We start from the raw sequence: 20,078 nt of genomic DNA, 5'->3' as shown, positions 1-20,078 counted from the left end.
AGTTAAGGGAAGAAATTCAAAATATCAACCCTGAATGACCAAGGCTTATCAATCACTTAAATAGGAGGAATTGAAGGCCTTTTTTTTAAGGAGACCTTTGCATAACACCAAAATCAGGGTTTTCCTGATTTGGAAGCGGTTATTTCAAAAAAATCGTCATCGCGAGCGGCTGAAAAGTGCGTGGCCAAGGTATTTATCCTAAGATTTCATGCTCCGAAGGGTTAGGTTCAGAAGTTTTTTCCAGTTATCTCCGGGGGTTGCCCGGCTGAATTGCTTCGTCGCTGGAGTTTATCCTGAGCTTGTCGAAGGGCTCCTCGCAATGATGCATCACTTTGTTTCAAAATATTCCATTTATGCAAAGTTCTCCTTTTCAAGAGCCGCAACCCGGTTGGAACTGGTCACAAATGGGTTTAAAAAACATTTAAAAGCCTCTTAAAGCCAGAAAAATAAGCACTAAAAATACTTATCAGAGTATTTCTGCAACCCCAGGCACTTTCAGAGGAACTTCTTTTTTAAACCCAATTACCATATATCCTATGGATTGAACCCCTGGTATTCCTCCAAACAGCAAAAAAACCGGTTAATTAATAAAAGAAAAGGACTGGTCGAACACCCCGGCATATTTCTGGTCCAGCTTTTTCTTTATATGGTTCGGAATATTACTGTTTCTTGGCCCATGCATCAGGTCAATCTGGTTTTCGTCATCGTAAAACTTTTTCCAATGAAGACCGGTTAATTTGTGCCCACTAACCACTTTTTTTACTTTCCCACCTTTACTGAGAATTTTCACTGGGTAGATCATAACTCTCCTCCTTAAAAATAATAACGTTTTGGGACCCTCCCAAAACACCTTGGCATCACCTAATACTTAGCAACGTGCGTGCCAAAAACGAAGAGGAGCTTTAAGGGTAAGCTTTTCAATAAATTAACTAAAAAGAGATCAGGAGATCCGAAACAGACTGATCATGTTTTCATATAAAACACAAATATAGTTGCCGGATTTTCATATGGTTTCAACGGATAAAAAAAGAAGAAATGATTGGGAAGAGGGGTATACAGAGCTTAGACCTTACTAATCGACGGGGGTTTAGAGACTTGCTTTTTTTGGACACCAGGAAAAATAGATGCAGACAACAACCGGAACGCTGAGGGCAACCCACGAAGCGACATCCCACAACTCGTCTCCCAATAAAGCGGATAAAAGACCAACCCCGCTTAAAACACCCAAGGCTATGGGGACTCGCCATATTTGCGTTGTACTCAATCGGGTTGCCACAGCGTACTTTCCTGAACGGACCTATGCCGCCAATTGATCTATTTTTAGACGCGCCTCTATAGGCACACGCCGGCCCTTGTACCACAATACAATCCCACTCACCAACACGATGATCGCCAGAATATCCAGAATTGCCCACAGGATTTTCAGAGGAAGTCCTCCATAATCTCCAAAGTGTAGTGGTTGCGAAATCAGGAAGGCTTTTACATACAAAGGAAGCTCCCGTTTCTCTACAACTTCATAGCTTCGAGTGTCGATTAACAGAGGTGTTCGAATCTTTGAGGTGAGCGGTGTTTTCCCGCGCATGAACGCCGAAAAGTGGTAAGGACCTGCAAAACTGTTTCCGGGAAAAGCGATAAAACCTAATTCCATTTCGGGCTCTGCCGCGCGTGCGGCCGCCACTGCCCGTTCCAACGAAACCGGTTCCGTGCCGGGTTCGTCATTCATATAAGGAGCGATCATGGAAGCCAGTTCAGTTTCTTTCCATTGGTCCAGAATAGGAGTCGCCAGTGTATTGATGACACCGGTAACCCCCACCACCAGGAACCAGACCAGAGTTCCGATTCCTATCAGGTTGTGAAGATCGAGCCATTTTAATGAGACAGACCGGTCCCTGCGAACAGTCCCAAATGGGAGATTGCGCATAAAGGGGCTGTAGACCACTGCACCGGAAACCAGCGAAATCGTCAACAGCAGCCCCATGAAACCTAAAAACAACATTCCCGGGAGGTCCGCAAACAAATCTACATGGAGCTTGAAAACAGTGAACATAAAGCCCTGCTTAAGGGGATATTCGTGGACAAATTCCCCGGTTCGGGCATCGTAGGTGAAAAATGCGGAAGCTTCCGGCGCATCAATGGTTTCACCCATAGTGATGAATATGGAATGCGGTTCATCCGACGAGGTTCCCATGAACTGGACAACATCGCCTGGCTTGCGTTTCTGAGCGTCAGACACGATGGAATCGAGGCTGGCAGGACCACGAACCGCAACGGTTTCGGGAGGGTCCACGCTCCTTCCCATGGCATGATCGATTTCATGGAAAAAGATCAAGGGGAGTCCGGTCAGACAAAGCAATAACATGAATACGGTGCACACAAGGCTTGTCCACTTGTGCACACCGTACCAGATTTTCAGCGCTTTTAAATTCAAGTTGCCCTGCTTTGTGTTAAACCCATTATTACCAATGGACGCCTACGGTCGCTCTCACCTGGCGCGCGGGACCTGAAGAGCAGAAAGAAGGGTCGAAGCAGGCGACGAATTCCTTGTCAAAAACGTTTTGTGCATTCAACGCGACGCGAAACTGCTTCCAGTCGTAATGAATCGCCGCATCGGCCAAAGTCACAGAGGGCACCAGCAGCATGTTGGTGTTATCAGCAAAATAGGATCCAATGTAGCGCACACCTCCACTCACACCCAGGCCCTTAAGAATCCCGTCTGGCTGGGTATAATCTATCCAGAATGATCCCGTATTTTCAGACGCCTGGAACAACCGGGAACCTAACTCACCAAAAACATTGCTGGATGTGATTTCTGTATCCAGGTACGTGTAACTTGCAATAAAGGACAATCCGAAATCCAGGTTGGAAACTGCTTCAAACTCGATGCCTTTAGAATTGGCCTCACCCGTTTGCTCCTGAAAACCAATGTTGATTCGATCTGTAGTGCTGATATTTTGCCGCGTCAGATCGAAGGCGGCAATCGTGATGAAACTGTTCCATCCGGGAGGCTGGTATTTAAGACCAACTTCGTATTGATTCCCGGTCTCCGGCTTAAATTGATTGCCCGAAAAATCCATGCCCGCAACAGGCAGAAAGGATTCTGAATAACTGAAGTAGGGTGCCAACCCGATTTCCGAATGGTAAGTGACCCCACCTCGAAAGGTAAATTTATCGTTGTCCTGCATATTGACAGAAGAGCCCGCGAACGCGTTGAAGTTGACAGTATTGGTAGAATCCGTCCAGTCATGTCTGCCGCCGACCTGAAAAATCAATCGATCAAACAGTTTAATTTGGTCCTGAAAATAAAGACCTATTTGATCCTGCTCAATTTTTGAAATATTGAATACAGGTGCGGACATAAAAGGCGTCCTGTAAACAGGATTGAACATATCAAGGCTGGGAGCCGGACCGAATCGATTCGTCTTGCTTGCCTCCACATGCTGAATATCCAGCCCAACCAGGACCGTATGTTCCACCGGGCCTGTGTTGAACTTCGCCTGGACCTGATTGTCTATCGCAATAGCATCCAGCTTTCCATCCACATCAAATTGGGAACGGGACATCGTGCGCAGGTCTGGCATCAGGGTATCTGCGAACACAGTGCTGTCATCTACATCGGTTGAGTTAAAGCGAACGTTTTGATTAACCTTCCAGGTGTTGTTGATGCGGTGTTCGAAAAGATAACCCAAGGAAAATTCTTTTCGGTCGTAATGATCGACATCCGGTTCGCCTGTGTAAATATCGCTAGCGATTTTGCCATTCGGATTGGGCAGCAAGGATCCCATAGCGGGTAGGTACTGATACACACCCAGGTCATCCTGTTGAAAGTTTGTCAGAATGGTGAGTGAGGTGTCTGCATTTGGGCTCCAGGTCAGGGCTGGAGCAATAAAGATGCGATCGTTCTCAGTGAAGTTTACCTGGGAATCGCTTTCCCGGAAAAGCCCCGTCAAACGATATGAAAAGTCGCTTTCCTCTATAGGTTCGCTGATGTCAAACCGTCCCTGGATGTAATTGTAGCTACCCCCGTCAATGTAAAACTCGTGCATAGGTTGTTCGGTAGGCCGCTTCGTAACGAAATTGATCAATCCCCCAGGATTTCCTGCACCAAACATTACAGATGCCGGACCACGGGGTATTTCAATACGCTCTGAAGAGTAAGGTTCAATGTTGTAACCAATGCTGAAGCCCGGATTACGCAATTGCAATCCATCCCGGTAAAGCCCTGTCGTGGTTGCATCAAAACCTCTCATTCGAAGCCAGGTCAATCTTTGGTCGATTCCGTTTGGCTCCCCCTGGACTCCAGGCGTGTAGCGCAACGCTTCAGAAAGACTGATCGCGTGTTGGTCTTGAACCTGTTTCCTTGTGACAATGGAAAGGGATTGTGGTGTTTCGATGAGGGGAGTATCGGTTTTTGTGGAAGACGTCGCATTCTCGACCACATAACTATTGAGACCTTCAACAATTCTTTGTCTGTCCGCAATCACATTCAAGGGCTTTAAATTGATTTTGTTTTTTTCAGGAGTTTTAGCTTTCTCCTTTTCAGAATTTTGCTTTGATTGGTCTTTGTTTTTATCGATTCCCTGATTTTGCGCCAGCAGGGTATAGGGTGACTCGTCCTCCGCTCGCTTGAGGCTGAGTTCTTTGCGTCCCTGGAATGATTTTTTTTCCAGAGTGAAGGCATTGCCCTTCATCTGATAACCCAACCCTGTTCCCTCAAGCAATCGGTTGAGTGCTTCCTGTGGAGCCAGTGTTCCGGAAACGCCGGGTGATTGAAGGTTTGACAGGTTTTTCGTTTTGGAGGCGAAGGATACCTGAGCTTGCTCCGAGAAACGATCCAGCGCCGAACCCAGGGATTGGGCTTCGATGGAAAAGTGTTTTGTTTTTGCTGATGGAACAACTTGCGGGTTTGCCGGAGAAGATGAAAACCCGTCCATGGCGGCGACATCCAGCGGAGTACATGTGAAAACTACTGCTACCATCAGAACCGCCATTATGATGCTCGAGAGTGACGGTATTTTGTCTTCCAGTGTTGAACGGATATTCCCCCGAAAAAGAGATCGATCAACACAAGAACCATAAATATTTATTTTTAAACGCATTACCCCTCCAACTCATTCATTGAATATCAGGAAAACTATGAAAACGATTCTCATTAATATTTCCTGCCTACAATATAGACGAGTGGGAGAAAAAATATTTTCTTTTTTTGGAGAAAATTTTTTGGGCTTGGCGCAAATACTAGTGGATGATCAAAACATAATCTGTCAATCTCGTCACAGTCAGTCCATGTGTGGAGACTAGCGCTTCAAGGCCAACATCCAGCATTTCTATAGAAAGTCTGGCAGTAATAGGTTGAAGTTCTGATGCATCGGCCGCGATGAAAATCTTCCCGGGACGGTACCGGTCGATTTTAGAGATAGCCTGATCCATCGGTTCGCCCTTTATCACAATAAATCCTTTAGTCCAGGCAATATCCGAGTCTGCGATTGCCGGGGTCACCCCACCGGGTAACTCGCCTGCTCCGTAGCGTACTTGTTGTCCTGCCGTTAAAGTGACCGCGTGCCTGGACTTTTCCAGTGAACCGGTATCGTTATGATCCGGTCCGGAAACTTTTACGGTACCCTCGATTACCCTGACAAAAACCGTCTCATCCAAATCACTGACAGTGAAAGCCGTGCCGATAGCCGTCGCCACACCGTCTCCCGCTTTTACGGAAAAAGGGCGTGCCGGATCCTTGGCAACCTCAAATAATGCTTCGCCTCCAAGCAAGGTGATTTGTCTCCTGTTGTTTGCAAAATTTGTAGAGATCGCCGTTTCAGTATTCAACAAGGCGATAGACCCGTCAGGCAGAGTGACCTTTTTCTGTTCACCTACGCTGGTACGGAAATCCGCGCGCAATATGGAGGCAAAGTCTGAAGTGTAAAGAATAAAAAGTGCCAAACAAGCCGCGATGAGCCCACTCCATACCCTTGATCGGTGCCTGAACCCTGGGTTCCTGACATCCAACCGTTCGGGAGAATCGCTTTTCCCAGCAAGCGGTGGATGCTTTCTTGAATGGATCAGTTCCCGGTCTGTTGGAGCAAAAGCAAATTTCAATTCATCGACCTCATTCCAGAGGCAACGTATTTCTTCATAAGCTTTGTGATGACGTTGATCTGCATCACGCCAGGCTTTAAAATCAAACAGATCCCTTTCGGTCAGTTTACCTTCCGAAATTCGAAGGAACCAGTTTTGGGCGGTATCTCTGATAGCTTGGTCCATGGCCTCTTGATCTCCGGGCTCATTCATAAAATCAGAACTCCACAAGAGTAGAGTTAAATAGGGGCAGGGTTTGAAGAAAATAGCCACTCTCCCGGTCAAACTGACCCCCTACTATATAGACGAGTGGGCTCACTTTTTCTCCTGTTCCGATTTTTCAGGCAATGAGGCTCGAAAACGCTGCCGGGCCTCTATTAGCAAATTCATAGCAGCCTTGAGGTCCTTATGCACGGTGCTCAACCCGACTCCCAACATTGTGGCAATTTCACTCTGAGACCGGCCTTCATAACGGTTGAGGTAAAAAACTTTCCGGCAGCGTTCTGGCAGTTTGGATACCTCGGATACTAGAAAGGAAAGTTCTTCTTTTGCCATTGCGTGACGCTCAGGAGTCACTTCGTCCGCCTGATACCAGACCAGATCATTCACTTCCGCTAAAATTTCTTTACGCCGCTTTTCGACACGCATTTGATCAGTCCCCAGATTAACGGCCATACTAAACAAATAAGCCTTCGAGTTACGAATTTCAGGATGACTCTCAGCGTTGAGCAGTTTGACGTAAAGGTTTTGTGCTATATCCGAAGCGATAGAAGCTGAACCGAATCTCTTGCTTAAAAAACGCAATAGCTCGGATTCATATTCTCGAAAAGCATCTAATAATACTGATTCCTGCATAGGGGCCTATATTCCTGCCGAACTTCATGTCTTGATTAATTTTCTGGTGGGCTTTTAGCTTAGGTCAGCGCTTTTGAGATTCACCTTCACCTTAAGCGCAGAAAAGCACAAGGGCATTCATAACCTGGAAATTGAAAAGCGAACGCATACTACATTAGGATTTCGTTGATAACAAGATTCGCGCAAAATCCCAACTTTTTTCACGATGGAATGTTTTTTCACGAGATGTACTCAGACAAAATTTGAGCTAACGAATAATAATTCTGGAATCATTATCTGGAAAGATATGAGAGGCATCTAATAATCCCGGGCGTTGCAGACGGTGAATAACATATCGTGCTTTGTAGAACCAAAGCAATCTTTTCCGAAAACCTTTTCGGATAAGTATCTTTTTTACGCTTGAATTAATCTATTGGGGTTTTGTTTCGTTCTCTATCTTTTATCTGAATTTATTCGATTTTTAATGACTGGAAATCTCCCATCGCCCCGGGAAGAAATCCCGTTGAAATGATCAGAGAAAGTCTTTCCGCTTCAGATTGAATTTTTTCATTTTCGAGCAAAGAGTCTGACGGGGAATTCCCAGAGCCAGGTGGGTTTTGGCGATATGTCCATTTTGGTGAGATAGTTCTTTAACCAACAGGTGCCGCTCAAATTGAGTCAGTTTTTCTTTTAGAGAACCCGTCACTTCAATTTCATTCTCCTGTTGCGGCGTGGAGTCGGCCTTGTTTTGAAGCCGTGAGAGCCCGAGACTTTGTTCCAAAACAAATCGTTCCGCTTCGTTTTTCAATTCACGAATATTTCCGTCCCAGGGCCGGGTTTTTAATTCTTCAAGATAATTTACTGAAGGTGTCGTCACCTCCAGTTGCGTCCTGACTCCGGCTTGCTGGGAAAAGTGATGAAACAACAGATGAATATCTTCCTTCCTCTCACGAAGAGGAGGCAAGGGAATCTGAATGACATTTAAACGGAAATAAAGATCTTTTCGAAAGCGACCCTCATCCGAAGCCAGCTTCAGGTTATCTTTTGTGGCCGCAATAACCCTTACATCGACCGGTATCGGTTCGTTGGATCCAACCCGTTCCACCACCCTTTCCTGAAGAACCCTGAGAAGCTTGACCTGCAAATGAAGTGGCATGCTTTCTATTTCATCAAGGTATATGGTTCCCAGATGAGCGAATTCAAATTTCCCAATGCGCTTCCGATCAGCTCCAGTAAAAGATCCCGCCTCATGCCCGAACAATTCACTTTCGATAATGGTTTCAGGTAGCGCACCACAATTGATCGCTACAAAGGGGTGTTTGCTACGCGAGCTGAAATCATGAAGGCAACGGGCCACGAGATCTTTTCCAGTGCCGGTTTCACCCTCAATCAGGATATCTGAGTTGGTTTCAGCGACTCCGCGGACCACTTCCCGCAACCGCTGGATAGATGACGAATTTCCGATAAGTCTTGTTTCCAGTCGTGATTGATCTTCAATCTGGGATCGAAGGGTCCGGATTTCCATGATCAGTTTGCGTTTTTCAATCGCCTGGTGAACCGCTCCCATCAAGGCCTCTGTTGGAAACGGTTTTTCGAGGAATTCAAAAGCCCCCCGGCGAACAGCCTGGACAGCCATGGGTATATCTCCGCGGCCTGTCATCAGAATCACTGGCAAGTCTTCATCGATTTCCTTGACCTTCTTTAAAAAATCCAGGCCATCCATTTTTGGCATGACAACATCGGTAATCACAATTCCAGGCCAATCATTGGAAATTTCAGGAAGCGCTTTTTCCGCACTTTCGAACGCTTTCACTTCAAACCCGTTTTTCTTAAGATCATTCTGGTAGGCCCTTCGAACCAGGACTTCATCATCTACAAGAATGACTTTCCCAATGGCATTCATACTGCTGACCTTTCAATCCGTGAGAAGGTTTCAATCATCTCAGAACTGTTTTCATTAAAAACCGGGAAGAAGACTGAGAAAACAGTTCCCTTCCCTTCAACACTTTCATATTCGATATAACCACCATGGTTATTCACGATCCCATAAGATACAGACAAACCCAGACCAGTCCCTTTCACCTTATCTTTTTTGGTTGTGAAAAAAGGCTCAAATATCTGACCCCGGATCTCCTGAGAAATTCCGGTACCGTTGTCTTCCACTTGTAACTGCACAAAAGCCCCTGCCCTGATTAAACGAATTCCAATTTTGCCACCCTGTTCGGGTACCGCTTCCCCTGCGTTTTGTACCAGATTGAGCACCACCTGCTTAACCTGATCCTGTACAGCAAAAACCATTGGAAGCTCCGATTCGTAATACCGCTCCAGGATTATTCCCCGTTTCCGAAGATCATTTCTTTGGAGCAACACCATATCTTCAACCGACTGCTCCAACCTGATCGCTTCAGGAACACCTGTTGATGGCTGGAAAAAATCCCGTAGCCGGGTCGCCAGTTTCATTACCCGAGAGCATTCTTCAATCGCCAATAGGGATAACTCCTGCAACCCCTCGTCCAGAACATTCTCTCTCGAAATCTGTTCCAGTACATTCCGAATTCCAAGAATGGGATTATTGAATTCATGTGAAATAGAAGCTGATAACTTCCCCATTGCAGACAGCTTCTCTGAATGGAGCAATTGATGGTTCACACGGCGCAGTTTCTCTTCTGCGCTGGTCCTTTCCAGAACAATACCGGCTAATCTGGATATCAGATAAACCCACGCCTTATCAATCTTCTCCGGGCTGCGGGGATGGTCAAAATATAGATCCAGTGCCCCCAAAATACGGTTTTCCTTTCCTTTGATCGGGGTCGACCAGACAGCCGCAAATCCTTCTTCAATTACCAGATGAGAATATTCAGTTTCAAATTCATCGTGCTCAGGAAAAATATCGACCACCGTTTCATCCCGTTCAACTGCAAGGTGGAAAGATGACGATTCGCCTCTCAATGAAAGATCTTCCAGCTTTTTTACAAACTGGTCAGACAACCCCCAATTGAAGCCCACCTGAAAACTTTTGCTCCTTTTATCCATCAAATGAACGCAGGATGAAGACTCTGAAAAAGTTTTCCAGAATTGGCGAATTCGCTCAATACAATCCGTCAGAGAGCCTCCCTGTCCAACCATTTCCAGAAGCTCGTTTTGTTTTTCAAGCCAGGTCTGGATTTCCTCCCTTTCAGCGATTTCTTCTCTTAACAATGCGTTTGCCGTCCACAATTCCGCAGTACGATCGCGCACCATCTGCTGCATCCGATCTTTTTTCTCTATCAACTGTTTATGAAGCAATTGCATTTCGAGAAGGTTCCGACATCGACACACAACCTCGGAAAGATCGAGGGGTTTGGAAAGAAAATCTTTAGCCCCGGCCTGGAGTGCTTTGACCCGGGTATTCGGATCAGACTCAGCAGTCAGGATAATCACTGGAGGATAATAGTCCTGTTCCATTTCGCGAATGGCTGCCAGGACATCGAATCCATCCATGTCTGGCATTCTCAAATCAAGCAACACGAGATCAGGCTGTATCTCTTCATATATAGCTATCGACTGGCGCGATGACGTTGTGGTCTCAACCTGAGTAAACCCTTTTCGCTTCAGAACCATTTCCAACATTGTCCCGTTGGCGGGTTCGTCATCAACAATCAATATTCTGGATTTTAAAATATTCTCTTCATCAACCATACAAACCTCAACTTGAATATTGAGGAAATCAGAAGGATAGATCTCCCCTCATCATGTGGCCCCGGAGAACTCAGTAAAATTCATTACCGTTGCTAAATCTCAGTCTAACAGCCTTCTTTTTTTATGCAACAATCTCAAGCAATTCTAATGCCCAAAAATTCAATGGGTTAAGTTTTTTACTCCGATAGAACATCATCACTCAAAATAAAAATAAAACGGTGCCACTCAACAACTTCTCAAGATTTGTAATCCTCTACCCCAGATAAATCAAAAAGCCCATTGCATTTAAATGGAGTTTAAGGAAATTTCAGGAAGGGAAAAACATTAAATTATTGAAGGAAATAATCCGGATCAAAAAAACTAAAAAATACAATTATCTGAATCGTTGATGCCTACTTTAACCGTTGGCGTCGTTCTTTTTTCTTTTTGGATTTTTCGCGTTCGAATTCCCTGCGCAACCTTGGGTTATCGCGAATTTCCATTAGAGGATCGTGCTCCCATTCGACTCCCATTTCCTCAAACAGCTGATGCTTTGAAACGGGTTGATCTGTTGCGGGTTTCCGTGGAGTTTTGGGGACATACTTCCGATTTTCTTCAGCCTCTTTTCGGGTCAACCCCATTTCCATATCAACAAGGTCTTTACCTTTTCCAGAAAAACGTCGCCGCGTTAACGCCTCGCCTCGACTTTTTATTTCCTTCACGTTTACAAGTCCTGCCATAAACTCCTGCCCAATAGCATTCGCCCCAAAAAGAGCCCCGGCAAATGCTCCGGTCAAAGCACACAACTTGACGGCCTCCCGTCCCATTGAACCCGTACGCTCCATTACCCCGTCAAAACTGTCAGGCGATCTCAACACCTGCAGGAGTGCTTGAGGCAAAAGTACCAGTGCCTGCCCTTGAGTAGTGTAACGAAGAGGTTGTTTCAAATATTGATTGGCATTTTCCAAAATCCAGTCCTGCAATTCTTCTGCACTGGAAGACTCAACACGCTTTGCCATTTCTGTCAGGGTTTTACTGAGGGCATCCACAGGTCCCGACTCTTTTTCTAAAACAGAACACGTTTGCTCAACCTGTTCCACCCAACTTGCGGATTCTTCTAATAATGTTTTGGCATCATTTAAAACCGAAACACTTTCCTTCACATTTTTTCGACACAAAGCCAGGGCGATAAACCCGCTAACAGCAGTTGCTGAAATTTCCCAGGGATGCGAACTCATCATGGTGCCAACCCGGGTCACCGCTTCCTTAAATGTTGCAGAATCGCGCCCATAAAAAAGGGCTGTTGCCACTCCAAGTGGAAAAAAGCTTCCAAAGCTCGTATTCCAGTCTGCCTCAGTCGGGTCCATCCTGTTGGTAAACTCCATTACAGAACGGGCAAATACGCCCTCCGGCCGCCTGAAAACTCCGAAATAACCCTCCGGTCCGGCAAGCGACATACGAACAAGCAATTCACCGAACGCGGCTTCATCAAGACCTTTGTTTCGAATCAAACTTTCGCCAAGCGCCAGGCCCATCTGCATCTGACATCCATACAACCCTTTCATGCGGTATGTCTTGACTCCCTTGCCAATAAATGGTCGCACATCCTGAAACTTGTCCATTCGTTTGTACAACTGTTTGATGGCTTCAGGCTTCAATCCCTTGGTAGCTTGACCCAGGGCATCGCCGATAGCGAGCCCCATCCATGACCCGAGGCTTTTATCTTGATTCACTTTTTTTAAATAAGAGAAATAAGTGGGGTGGGGTGATCCTGCTCTGATATATGCAAATCAGCATGCGACCCCGCCAGTGCACCGGTAGCGTGGCGGCGTACAATGTCGGGATGGTTGTTGACTCCACTGAGGTGCATCAGCACAACCGTTTTTAAGTCGTTGTGCTTTACCTGATTCAGCAGTTGGGCACAGGCTTCGTTCGACAAATGCCCCCGGTCCCCGCCAACCCGCTGCTTGAGTGGCCAGGGATATGGTCCTGTTTTTAGCATTTCAGGATCATGATTTGATTCCACCAACAAGGCATCACAACCGCGCATTTTTTCCAACACTGTCATATCGATACAACCGAGATCAGTTGCATGGCCGAGGCGGTGATCACCGTAATGCACGACAAAAGCTACCGATTCCACACCATCGTGCGGAGTCGGATAGGATTCCACTCTCAAACTGCCAAGGCACACTTCATCTTCACGCTCTATTACATGCCAATCGGCATCGGGTGGCAGATGATGCTCAATTTTGGCAAGTGTTCCGCGTGTACCATATAGGGGCAACTTGTATTTTTTGGAAAGCATTCCCGCACCACGTATATGGTCGCTGTGCTCATGCGTAAAAAACACGGCCGACACATCGGCAAGGTCCCGTCCGATCCTGGCCATCCGCTCCTTGAGTGAACGCAGACTCAAACCCGCATCGAGGAGAATACGATGATTGCCATTTTCAATATAAACACAATTGCCTTTGCTGCCGCTGCCAAGAACAGAAAACTGGAGAATGGGAGCCTCCTTTAAGGTGGGAAGAGAACGACAAGTCCAGAACAGGACAGGCTCCGACTATAACTCAACCTCTTCCGCCGATCAACTCCCTGATCCTCCGCGGACGACGGACAATCTGGAATGCGAATACAAAAATATATTGTCATGCGCTCATGAAACTCCGGAAGCGCAATACAGGCCAGCTTGTTGCCCGCTACTAAGCGTCGATCTGGGCTTTTTGCAGTTTGCCACTGTAATCAACGTAAACCGATTTCCACTCCGTAAAAATTTCAAGAGCTGCAGTGCCGGCTTCGCGATGACCGTTGCCTGTGCCCTTGGTTCCGCCAAAAGGCAACTGGATTTCAGCTCCGATGGTTGAGGCATTGACGTAGGTGATTCCGGTATCTAATTCCTGAATCGCCTGAAATGCCTTATTGACATCGCGCGTATAAATTGCTGAAGACAGGCCATAACGTGAATCGTTTACAATTTCGACTGCCTGATCAAAAGACTTGCAGGTGATCAGAGAGACCACCGGACCAAAAATCTCCTCCTGAGCAATTCTCATCTGGGGAGAAACATCCGTGAAGACCGTAGGCTCGAAAAAGAATCCTTTTTTGAGACCACGCCCCTTGGGCACCACCCCGCCGCAAAGCAGTTTTGCACCTTCGGTTTTTCCAATACTGGTATAAAGCTCGACCTTCGCCAGCGCTTCTTCATTGATTAATGGCCCCATCTCAACTTTGGCATTGAGACCATCCCCCAGCTTGAGTGCTTTTGCTCGTTTAACCAGAAGGTCCGTGAACTTTTTTTGTACTTTATGGTGAACGATCACGCGGCTACAAGCGGTGCATCGTTGACCGGTGGTTCCAAAAGCTCCAAACAGGATACCCTCGACGGCAAGATCGAGATCTGCGTCATCCATGACAATGATCGCGTTTTTTCCACCCATCTCCAGAGAAAACTGTTTCATGTTGGCGGCACACCCGGCAGCAATCTGCGATCCGGTTTCATACGACCCGGTGAACGACACCAGTTTGACTTTGGGGTGTTCAACCAGAGGCCAGCCAACGTCCGGACCAAATCCAGTGACCATGTTCAAAACTCCGGGAGGCAGGCCGGCCTTTTCAAATATCTTTATAAAATTTACTACCGTCAATGGAGTGTCTTCAGCGGGTTTAATGACCACCGTATTTCCCGTAATCAGCGCAGGAATAAGTTTCCACGAAGGAATTGCCAAAGGAAAGTTCCAGGGAGTGATACAACCCACCACGCCCATCGGCATGCGAACGGACATACAGAACTTTTTATCGAGCTCGGAAGGAACCGTTTCTCCCCCGAGCCTGCGACCCTCCCCGGCTGTAAAATAAGTAAGGTCGATGGCCTCCTGCACATCGCCGCGAGTTTCTGCCAGTATTTTCCCCATCTCGCGGGTCATGTCGCGTGCCAGCGGTTCTTTTTCCTTCACCAGAAGTTCCGCGACACGGAATAAAATTTCACCACGTCTGGGAGCAGGTGTCTCACGCCACATTTTTCGTGCCTTGAAAGCGGCATCAACCGCGAGCTTTACATCATCGCTATTTGATTTCTGAAATCGTCCAATCACATCGTCGGTGTTTGCCGGGTTGATATTTTCAAATGTTTCCCCGGTTCTGGAGCGAACCCACTTCCCATTGATATAGTTTTTATAAGTTGTGGTCATGGCACATCCCCCTTGGTTCGGGTTTCAAAGACAGCTTGTAATTACCAGGCCCTGCCTTATATCTCTATCTTCAGAATAACGCTGAACTGGTTTCGCTAAAAAGAAAAAAGAAAAGCCCCCTGGAAATATCCAGGGGGCTTTCTAAGGCTTTACTTAGACGCTGACTATACCGGAGGTCCGGCACTCACATTGTCGAAGAGGAATTCCTGCCGATTTGACATGATTCCAATGGTTCCAGCAGTAACAGAGGTACCCGCATCGTTCCTTTCAAGATTCCATGTTGCCGGTTCATCCGCCGTGGGACTGGTCGGGTCGGCTGGTTTCCACCACCGGACCTTGAAATCATCACCGACCACTCGAACCCGCAGGTAATAATCAACCGGGGTTGCCAGGGTAGAGGTTTCAAACGTAATGGTTTCGGAAGCACCTACTGGTGTTTCCACTCCACCATCCCGCTTGATCAGAGTCAAGGTGTAGTTTTCCTCTTTCACGGGGGTAGTCACTGTATCGTGCTGTACCCGGACAAAGTAATAGTTGTTCGCATTCTCATAGCGGACGATTGCTCCTGCAAAACGAGGCGAACTGACATTACCCCGGTTTTTCATCTTGACCAGAACTTCTACATCAGACCAGGGCTGACAACCGGTGGAAGTGATTTCGTCATTGACGGTAACCAGAGCCGGTTTGAAGTTTGCCATTACTGCGGCGCGCCGGGTGTGTGAACCCTGATAACCGAAACCATTCAGGTTGCCATCGGCCAGAACATCCACAGTTCCCATACCACCCCAGGTAGCACTGGTTCCACTCACCGTCTGCTCATCAATCAACAGGTTATGACCGGGCCCTTTTTGCTGGACTTTGTCCGTATGGTTCTCGAAACCGAAAGAAACCGCTATCGAACCCTGGGTCACAGCGTTAATGTTGATATCCGTTGCATTGTTATTTTCATCAGCCGCAGTACCCGTCTGCGCAGCGATAATAGGACCTGAAGCAACATCAGTCAAAGTCGCAACGGTAATGAAACGCTCACTGGTTTCCTGGGCCCATTGCACATCAATGGATCCAGAATCACCTGCGTTGACATCCAGCTCATACAGAGTGCTGCCGGTAACACCCGTTCCACCAGCAAACTGCGAGGTGGCAACCTGATTCATATCCGTTCCATTAAAGCGAACATAGGTTGGTGTCGTTGACGCGGCTGAGGAAGGTGCAAACCCGGCGATCACGAGGGACATGCGGTTGGCACTTCCGCTCATGCCCAGGTTTGTTACTGTACCAGCAGTTGGAATCAGGGCCGTTCCCAGCGCACCGCGCATGGTTCCGCCATCCGTGGTGTTATTGTTGCTGTGAATGGTATGACCTGGACCGGTTGCCGTAAACGAACCCGTGTCACCAGAAGTAGCGCCAAGGACCAACAATGTGTCGTCATTGAGCGTGGCCACTGTCGCATTGGATACGTTTCCAGAAGAGTTTTTGAAACCAACCCCGGCGACTTCCGGGCCACCGGGCTGAACATTTTCCAGGGTGACCACGTTGACCACCTGATAGCTCTGGGATGCCTGAGGCCAACCAATTGCGATCGGACCCGACTGCCCCGCCGTCACGTCAAGGTAAAACATGGTCGTTGCAGCTTCATAGGAGGAATTGGTTTGTTGCCCGAGAATCTTCTCCATGGCAACGCCGCCGAAAGAAGCGCTGGCTGCAGTCAGATCACCACTGCTGCTATCTTCTGTGGAGACTACCACTACCAGTTTGAGTGTGTTCTGTGGATTGGAAGCATTTGGAATTGTGTAAGTAGGGGTTGTGAAAGCCTTGGAAGCACCCCCTCCATTCGCATATTCCTGTGGATTGAGAACCGTGGGCGTACCACCTGAGAGGGTCGCTTCCGCACCCACACCGACAACCAGTTTCAGATGCCCACCAGCACCGGCAGATACCGTGTAATTCGCAATCGTTTCTTTATCATCAGCGGTGGCATCACCCTGATGCATCGGGTTGATCGCATTGACCGTACCAGATGGGCCATCTACCAGTTTGTATTCGTTGTTATCAACTTCCCACTGGCTCGGGTTATCAGCCGCCCAGCCAATGGCATCTCCATCATTAAAGTCATCAAATACACCGGCACCCGTTGGCGAAACAAATGAAATCGGTACCGAGGTGATAACCGATCTTAGCGTACCGTCGAGGTCCGTCCACTGCGCATCTGCTGACAGTGTGGTGGTGAAACTTGGAGTGACCCAGTTATAACTGATCGCTCCTACCGCCTCACCCTGGGAATCTGTTGTCACTGAATTTGAAGAAACCGAGACATTGGTAGGGTCTGTGACTCGCAAGTTGACATTCCAGTTATCAATCGCAGCACCTGCAGAATCCACTGCAGTTACGGTAAACGGTGTAGACGTTTCAGGACAAACAATTGGATTTTGCGAGGGCTGAATAGTCAATCGCCCGAAAGGAGCCAGCCCCAGGTTGCGCGGTGAAGCCTGCGCTGTCATCACCTGACGGCGATAGGAATCAGTGTAACCCCCAGTCGCTGCCTGAGGAGTTCCGCTTGTCTGGGTGGCTACGCTGCCATCAATATAGGAACCTGTATTGATAAAATGGGCATTTTCATCAGGATCCTTTGTTCGTACGGTGTATTCCATGTTCACCGTCCTGACGATAGGAAGCTTATTGTTTTCAACCCGGATCGGAAGGTCATTGAGCCCGTCGGTTTTTGTTGGGGCCGATCCATCCACTGCGTTCACTCCCATTTCATTGCCACTATGGTCGTAGAAACGAAAAACCAGATTATCAATATTTTCCGCGACCACGTAGCTGTCCAGGGTGCCATCCGCTTTAGGTGTAAATTGCAAAAGATTAAAGGGAGGGCCATTGAGAGAATAATTGACAGTGTAGGTGGCGGTTTCAGATGAAAGCAATTTCCCGTCTCCATTCATATCAAAATAAGCATCAAACGAAATGGATCGGTTGTTCGCCCCATTCACACTGGAGACAACATAGGTCAGAATTTCTTCACCCTCAACCACGCCGTCATCGTCAAGATCCGATACAGTGGTAACGTAATGGTCGCCACCGCTGAGAATTTTTCCACCCCGGATCACGTGATATCCAGCATTTTGGATAGCGCGGGTAACAAATTCCACTGCACCACGGCCGTTGGCCACCATTTTGGCCATATTGGTCTGGTTGGAAAAAGCCGCCCTTTGCTGGGTAAAAACCTGTGCAACCATTCCCAGCACCATAATGGAGATCGCCGATGCAATGATCAATTCCATTATGGTGAAACCACCCTGGTCATTCCATTTATATTGATTTCGTTTGAGGCATTTCATGATGTTCACCTGGTCGATTGGTTTATTCAACAAAACTGTCGCGTTCCATACTGTAGATCGCTGGCACAAAGGGTGGCCAGTAATCGGGATTGTCAAAATTGATATCCCAGCCATAGTTCCTTTGTGGAGCGTTGTAATAATGTCCACTCAACTGCCATTTGCTGGTTCCCTGGGCACTTTGCCAGAGGTTAATAAGAGAACCGTTGATGTTGAGGGGAATTTCGTTTCCTGAGGATCGTCCGCATGGAGTGTCGTCCCAGCATTCGTGCATCCGTGGGTAGTTAATGAAAGCACCACTCCAGATTGTGCCGTCAGTAGGAACTATTCCCGAGAATGCGGCCAGGTTCTGAGTTGTTTCAGATGGATTTGGAGACGTGCTCCCATTGCATACTTTCCGGTATACGCCTGGAGATGTCTGATCGATCCAGGAGTTGGACAATACGTTATAGGCATCGCCGATTACGGCCACACCGCTCAAGGGAGCATTGGTATTGAAGTCACCCTGAACATAGTATGGGTTGTCGGTTGCAACGGTGGTATTCATCAAAACACCAGGAAGCGAACCGGTTGCACCGTCGATAACTCGCAGACGAATGGCATGGAGCACACCTGAGGTGTTGTTTTGATAAGCTGCATTGGGTGACCGTGAAGTGTAGATCAATATCCCGTCCTCAGGTTCCGCAAGTCCAAGGTCAGCGAGATAGGCCTTGTACCAGGTTTCCAATGCATACAGGTCGATATCGGTCGTGCTGACCAAATCTCCCTCACGGCAATCGTTGAATGCATTCGGGTTATCCACAATAGGCGTGAGGAAAGGCACCATTGCGGTACCGGTAGAAGATTCTCCATTCGCGATCAAGGCCGTTACGTTTGTATTTGGTGTTGGCTCTGAAGCAAAAACCTGTATTCCGGAACCTGCTGCTACCAAGGGGCCGGTACCCACTATTTTCAGACCATGAACGGTAAGACGCTGAGGATTGGTCGAGCGATCCTCATAAAAGCCGCCGCGTACAAACTGTGTCCTGCCTGGAGCCTGTTTGACCGGGACGCCGATCTGGACATAGCCTTTATATTTTGATTCCACCAGAGAGACATCCGCAGCCACATCAGGATCAAATGAACGATCCACATCTTCACTTGGTGTCATATCAGCCTGTCCATCGGCTTCAGTTTTGAATTTCACCGGATTTACAGGATAACTGGGTGCGCCCGGTTTCCAGCCGTGTATTATTTTCCCCGCAACCGTCCAGGAATGTGGAGACATTTGATCGTCGGTGTCGTAGTTCCTGAAATTAAACGTGGAATGAGCTGCTGCATAAAGGTCCCCGTTGGTATGCACACGCCCCCAACTGTTCTGATGAGGTCCGGTATTGAGTTCGAGGTCAGCCGCATCCCCACTGCCGCCAAAAAACAGGAAATACTGTACGAGTGGCGTTTGCAGAACCCGCATGGTTTCCTTAAGAGTTTCAGTGGCACCACTGCCGTCTGTGGCAGTGGCTTTTCCTTCAACGTCAAACTGGTAAGCGTAGTGGGAGATAATATTGGGGCCGGTCTGGGTCTGATAGAAAAATCGGGCCGTACCTTGTTCCACCCGGTATTCCATGGTGAATCCATTCAGTTCACTAAAACCCACATCAGCAGCGACAACATCAACCCAGCCATTGGCATCACCACCAAAGTCTTTTGAGTTTGTGTACTCACTCAGATTTTCAAATTCCTGGAGAATGCGTCCGGCACCAACGTCCAAAGCCGTTTCTGCTGCGTAGTAGCCGCGGTTACCTTCGCGATGGGCTCCGGACGCCTGATAGTTCAGGTTGATAGCACTCATGGTACCGGCTGCGATGGTCGCGAGAACCGCCAGTATCATGAGAAAAACGATAATGGTTGCACCACGCTCTCCATCCAGCGAATGAAAATATCTGCCTTTGGGGCGGGTTTTATGGACGCTCATTGTCTTGTCTCCCTTAATGGAATCTGACATTTCTCT

13 protein-coding genes are annotated in these 20,078 nt (G+C 47.6%); 1 reads left to right on the top strand and 12 read right to left on the bottom strand.

The window, feature by feature from the left end; all coding sequences use genetic code 11:
• Positions 1-580: 580 nt before the first annotated feature.
• Complete coding sequence (locus G3M70_09440) at positions 581-802, bottom strand: hypothetical protein (GenBank protein QPJ62080.1); 222 nt, start codon at positions 800-802, stop codon at positions 581-583.
• Positions 803-1,124: 322 nt separating this feature from the next.
• Here G3M70_09440 and G3M70_09435 point away from each other — a divergent pair, with 322 nt between their 5' ends.
• The gene (locus G3M70_09435; protein ID QPJ62079.1) at positions 1,125-1,313 is read left to right on the top strand and encodes a hypothetical protein; all 189 of its coding nucleotides are present in this window, start codon (positions 1,125-1,127) and stop codon (positions 1,311-1,313) included.
• Here G3M70_09435 and G3M70_09430 read toward each other — a convergent pair.
• From G3M70_09430 to G3M70_09380, 11 genes are all read right to left on the bottom strand, one after another.
• Positions 1,298-2,428 carry a PepSY domain-containing protein gene (locus tag G3M70_09430; GenBank protein ID QPJ62078.1) on the bottom strand — a complete coding sequence of 377 codons (1,131 nt, stop codon included), beginning with the start codon at positions 2,426-2,428 and terminating at the stop codon, positions 1,298-1,300. The two genes, G3M70_09435 and G3M70_09430, sit on opposite strands and share 16 nt — an antisense overlap.
• A gap of 28 nt (positions 2,429-2,456) precedes the next feature.
• Positions 2,457-5,096 carry a TonB-dependent siderophore receptor gene (locus G3M70_09425; protein ID QPJ62077.1) on the bottom strand — a complete coding sequence of 880 codons (2,640 nt, stop codon included), beginning with the start codon at positions 5,094-5,096 and terminating at the stop codon, positions 2,457-2,459.
• Positions 5,097-5,235: 139 nt separating this feature from the next.
• A complete protein-coding gene (locus G3M70_09420; protein ID QPJ62076.1) occupies positions 5,236-6,258 on the bottom strand; it encodes a FecR family protein in 1,023 nt (340 codons plus the stop codon).
• A gap of 129 nt (positions 6,259-6,387) precedes the next feature.
• The gene (locus tag G3M70_09415; protein QPJ62075.1) at positions 6,388-6,927 is read right to left on the bottom strand and encodes an RNA polymerase sigma factor; all 540 of its coding nucleotides are present in this window, start codon (positions 6,925-6,927) and stop codon (positions 6,388-6,390) included.
• Positions 6,928-7,438: 511 nt separating this feature from the next.
• Positions 7,439-8,809, bottom strand: coding sequence for a sigma-54-dependent Fis family transcriptional regulator (locus G3M70_09410; protein QPJ62074.1), 1,371 nt, complete (start codon positions 8,807-8,809; stop codon positions 7,439-7,441).
• Positions 8,806-10,584 (bottom strand): response regulator, encoded by a 1,779-nt coding sequence (locus G3M70_09405; protein ID QPJ62073.1) that lies wholly within the window; start codon positions 10,582-10,584, stop codon positions 8,806-8,808. The genes G3M70_09410 and G3M70_09405 overlap by 4 nt, the downstream gene beginning before the upstream one ends.
• Before the next feature lie 392 nt (positions 10,585-10,976).
• Positions 10,977-12,266 (bottom strand): ADP-ribosylglycohydrolase family protein, encoded by a 1,290-nt coding sequence (locus G3M70_09400; GenBank protein QPJ62072.1) that lies wholly within the window; start codon positions 12,264-12,266, stop codon positions 10,977-10,979.
• A 35-nt stretch (positions 12,267-12,301) separates the two neighbouring features.
• A complete protein-coding gene (locus G3M70_09395; GenBank protein ID QPJ63774.1) occupies positions 12,302-13,117 on the bottom strand; it encodes an MBL fold metallo-hydrolase in 816 nt (271 codons plus the stop codon).
• 151 nt (positions 13,118-13,268) lie between these two features.
• Positions 13,269-14,753 (bottom strand): aldehyde dehydrogenase family protein, encoded by a 1,485-nt coding sequence (locus G3M70_09390; protein QPJ62071.1) that lies wholly within the window; start codon positions 14,751-14,753, stop codon positions 13,269-13,271.
• A gap of 164 nt (positions 14,754-14,917) precedes the next feature.
• Positions 14,918-18,091 carry a hypothetical protein gene (locus tag G3M70_09385; GenBank protein ID QPJ62070.1) on the bottom strand — a complete coding sequence of 1,058 codons (3,174 nt, stop codon included), beginning with the start codon at positions 18,089-18,091 and terminating at the stop codon, positions 14,918-14,920.
• Between the two features lie 22 nt (positions 18,092-18,113).
• Positions 18,114-20,072, bottom strand: coding sequence for a hypothetical protein (locus G3M70_09380; protein QPJ62069.1), 1,959 nt, complete (start codon positions 20,070-20,072; stop codon positions 18,114-18,116).
• Positions 20,073-20,078 lie beyond the last annotated feature (6 nt).

Source organism: Candidatus Nitronauta litoralis, assembly GCA_015698285.1.
Lineage (GTDB): Bacteria > Nitrospinota > Nitrospinia > Nitrospinales > Nitrospinaceae > Nitronauta > Nitronauta litoralis.
The sequence above is the reverse complement of the archived record's forward strand: the minus strand, read 5'-3'. Positions and strand labels throughout refer to the sequence as shown.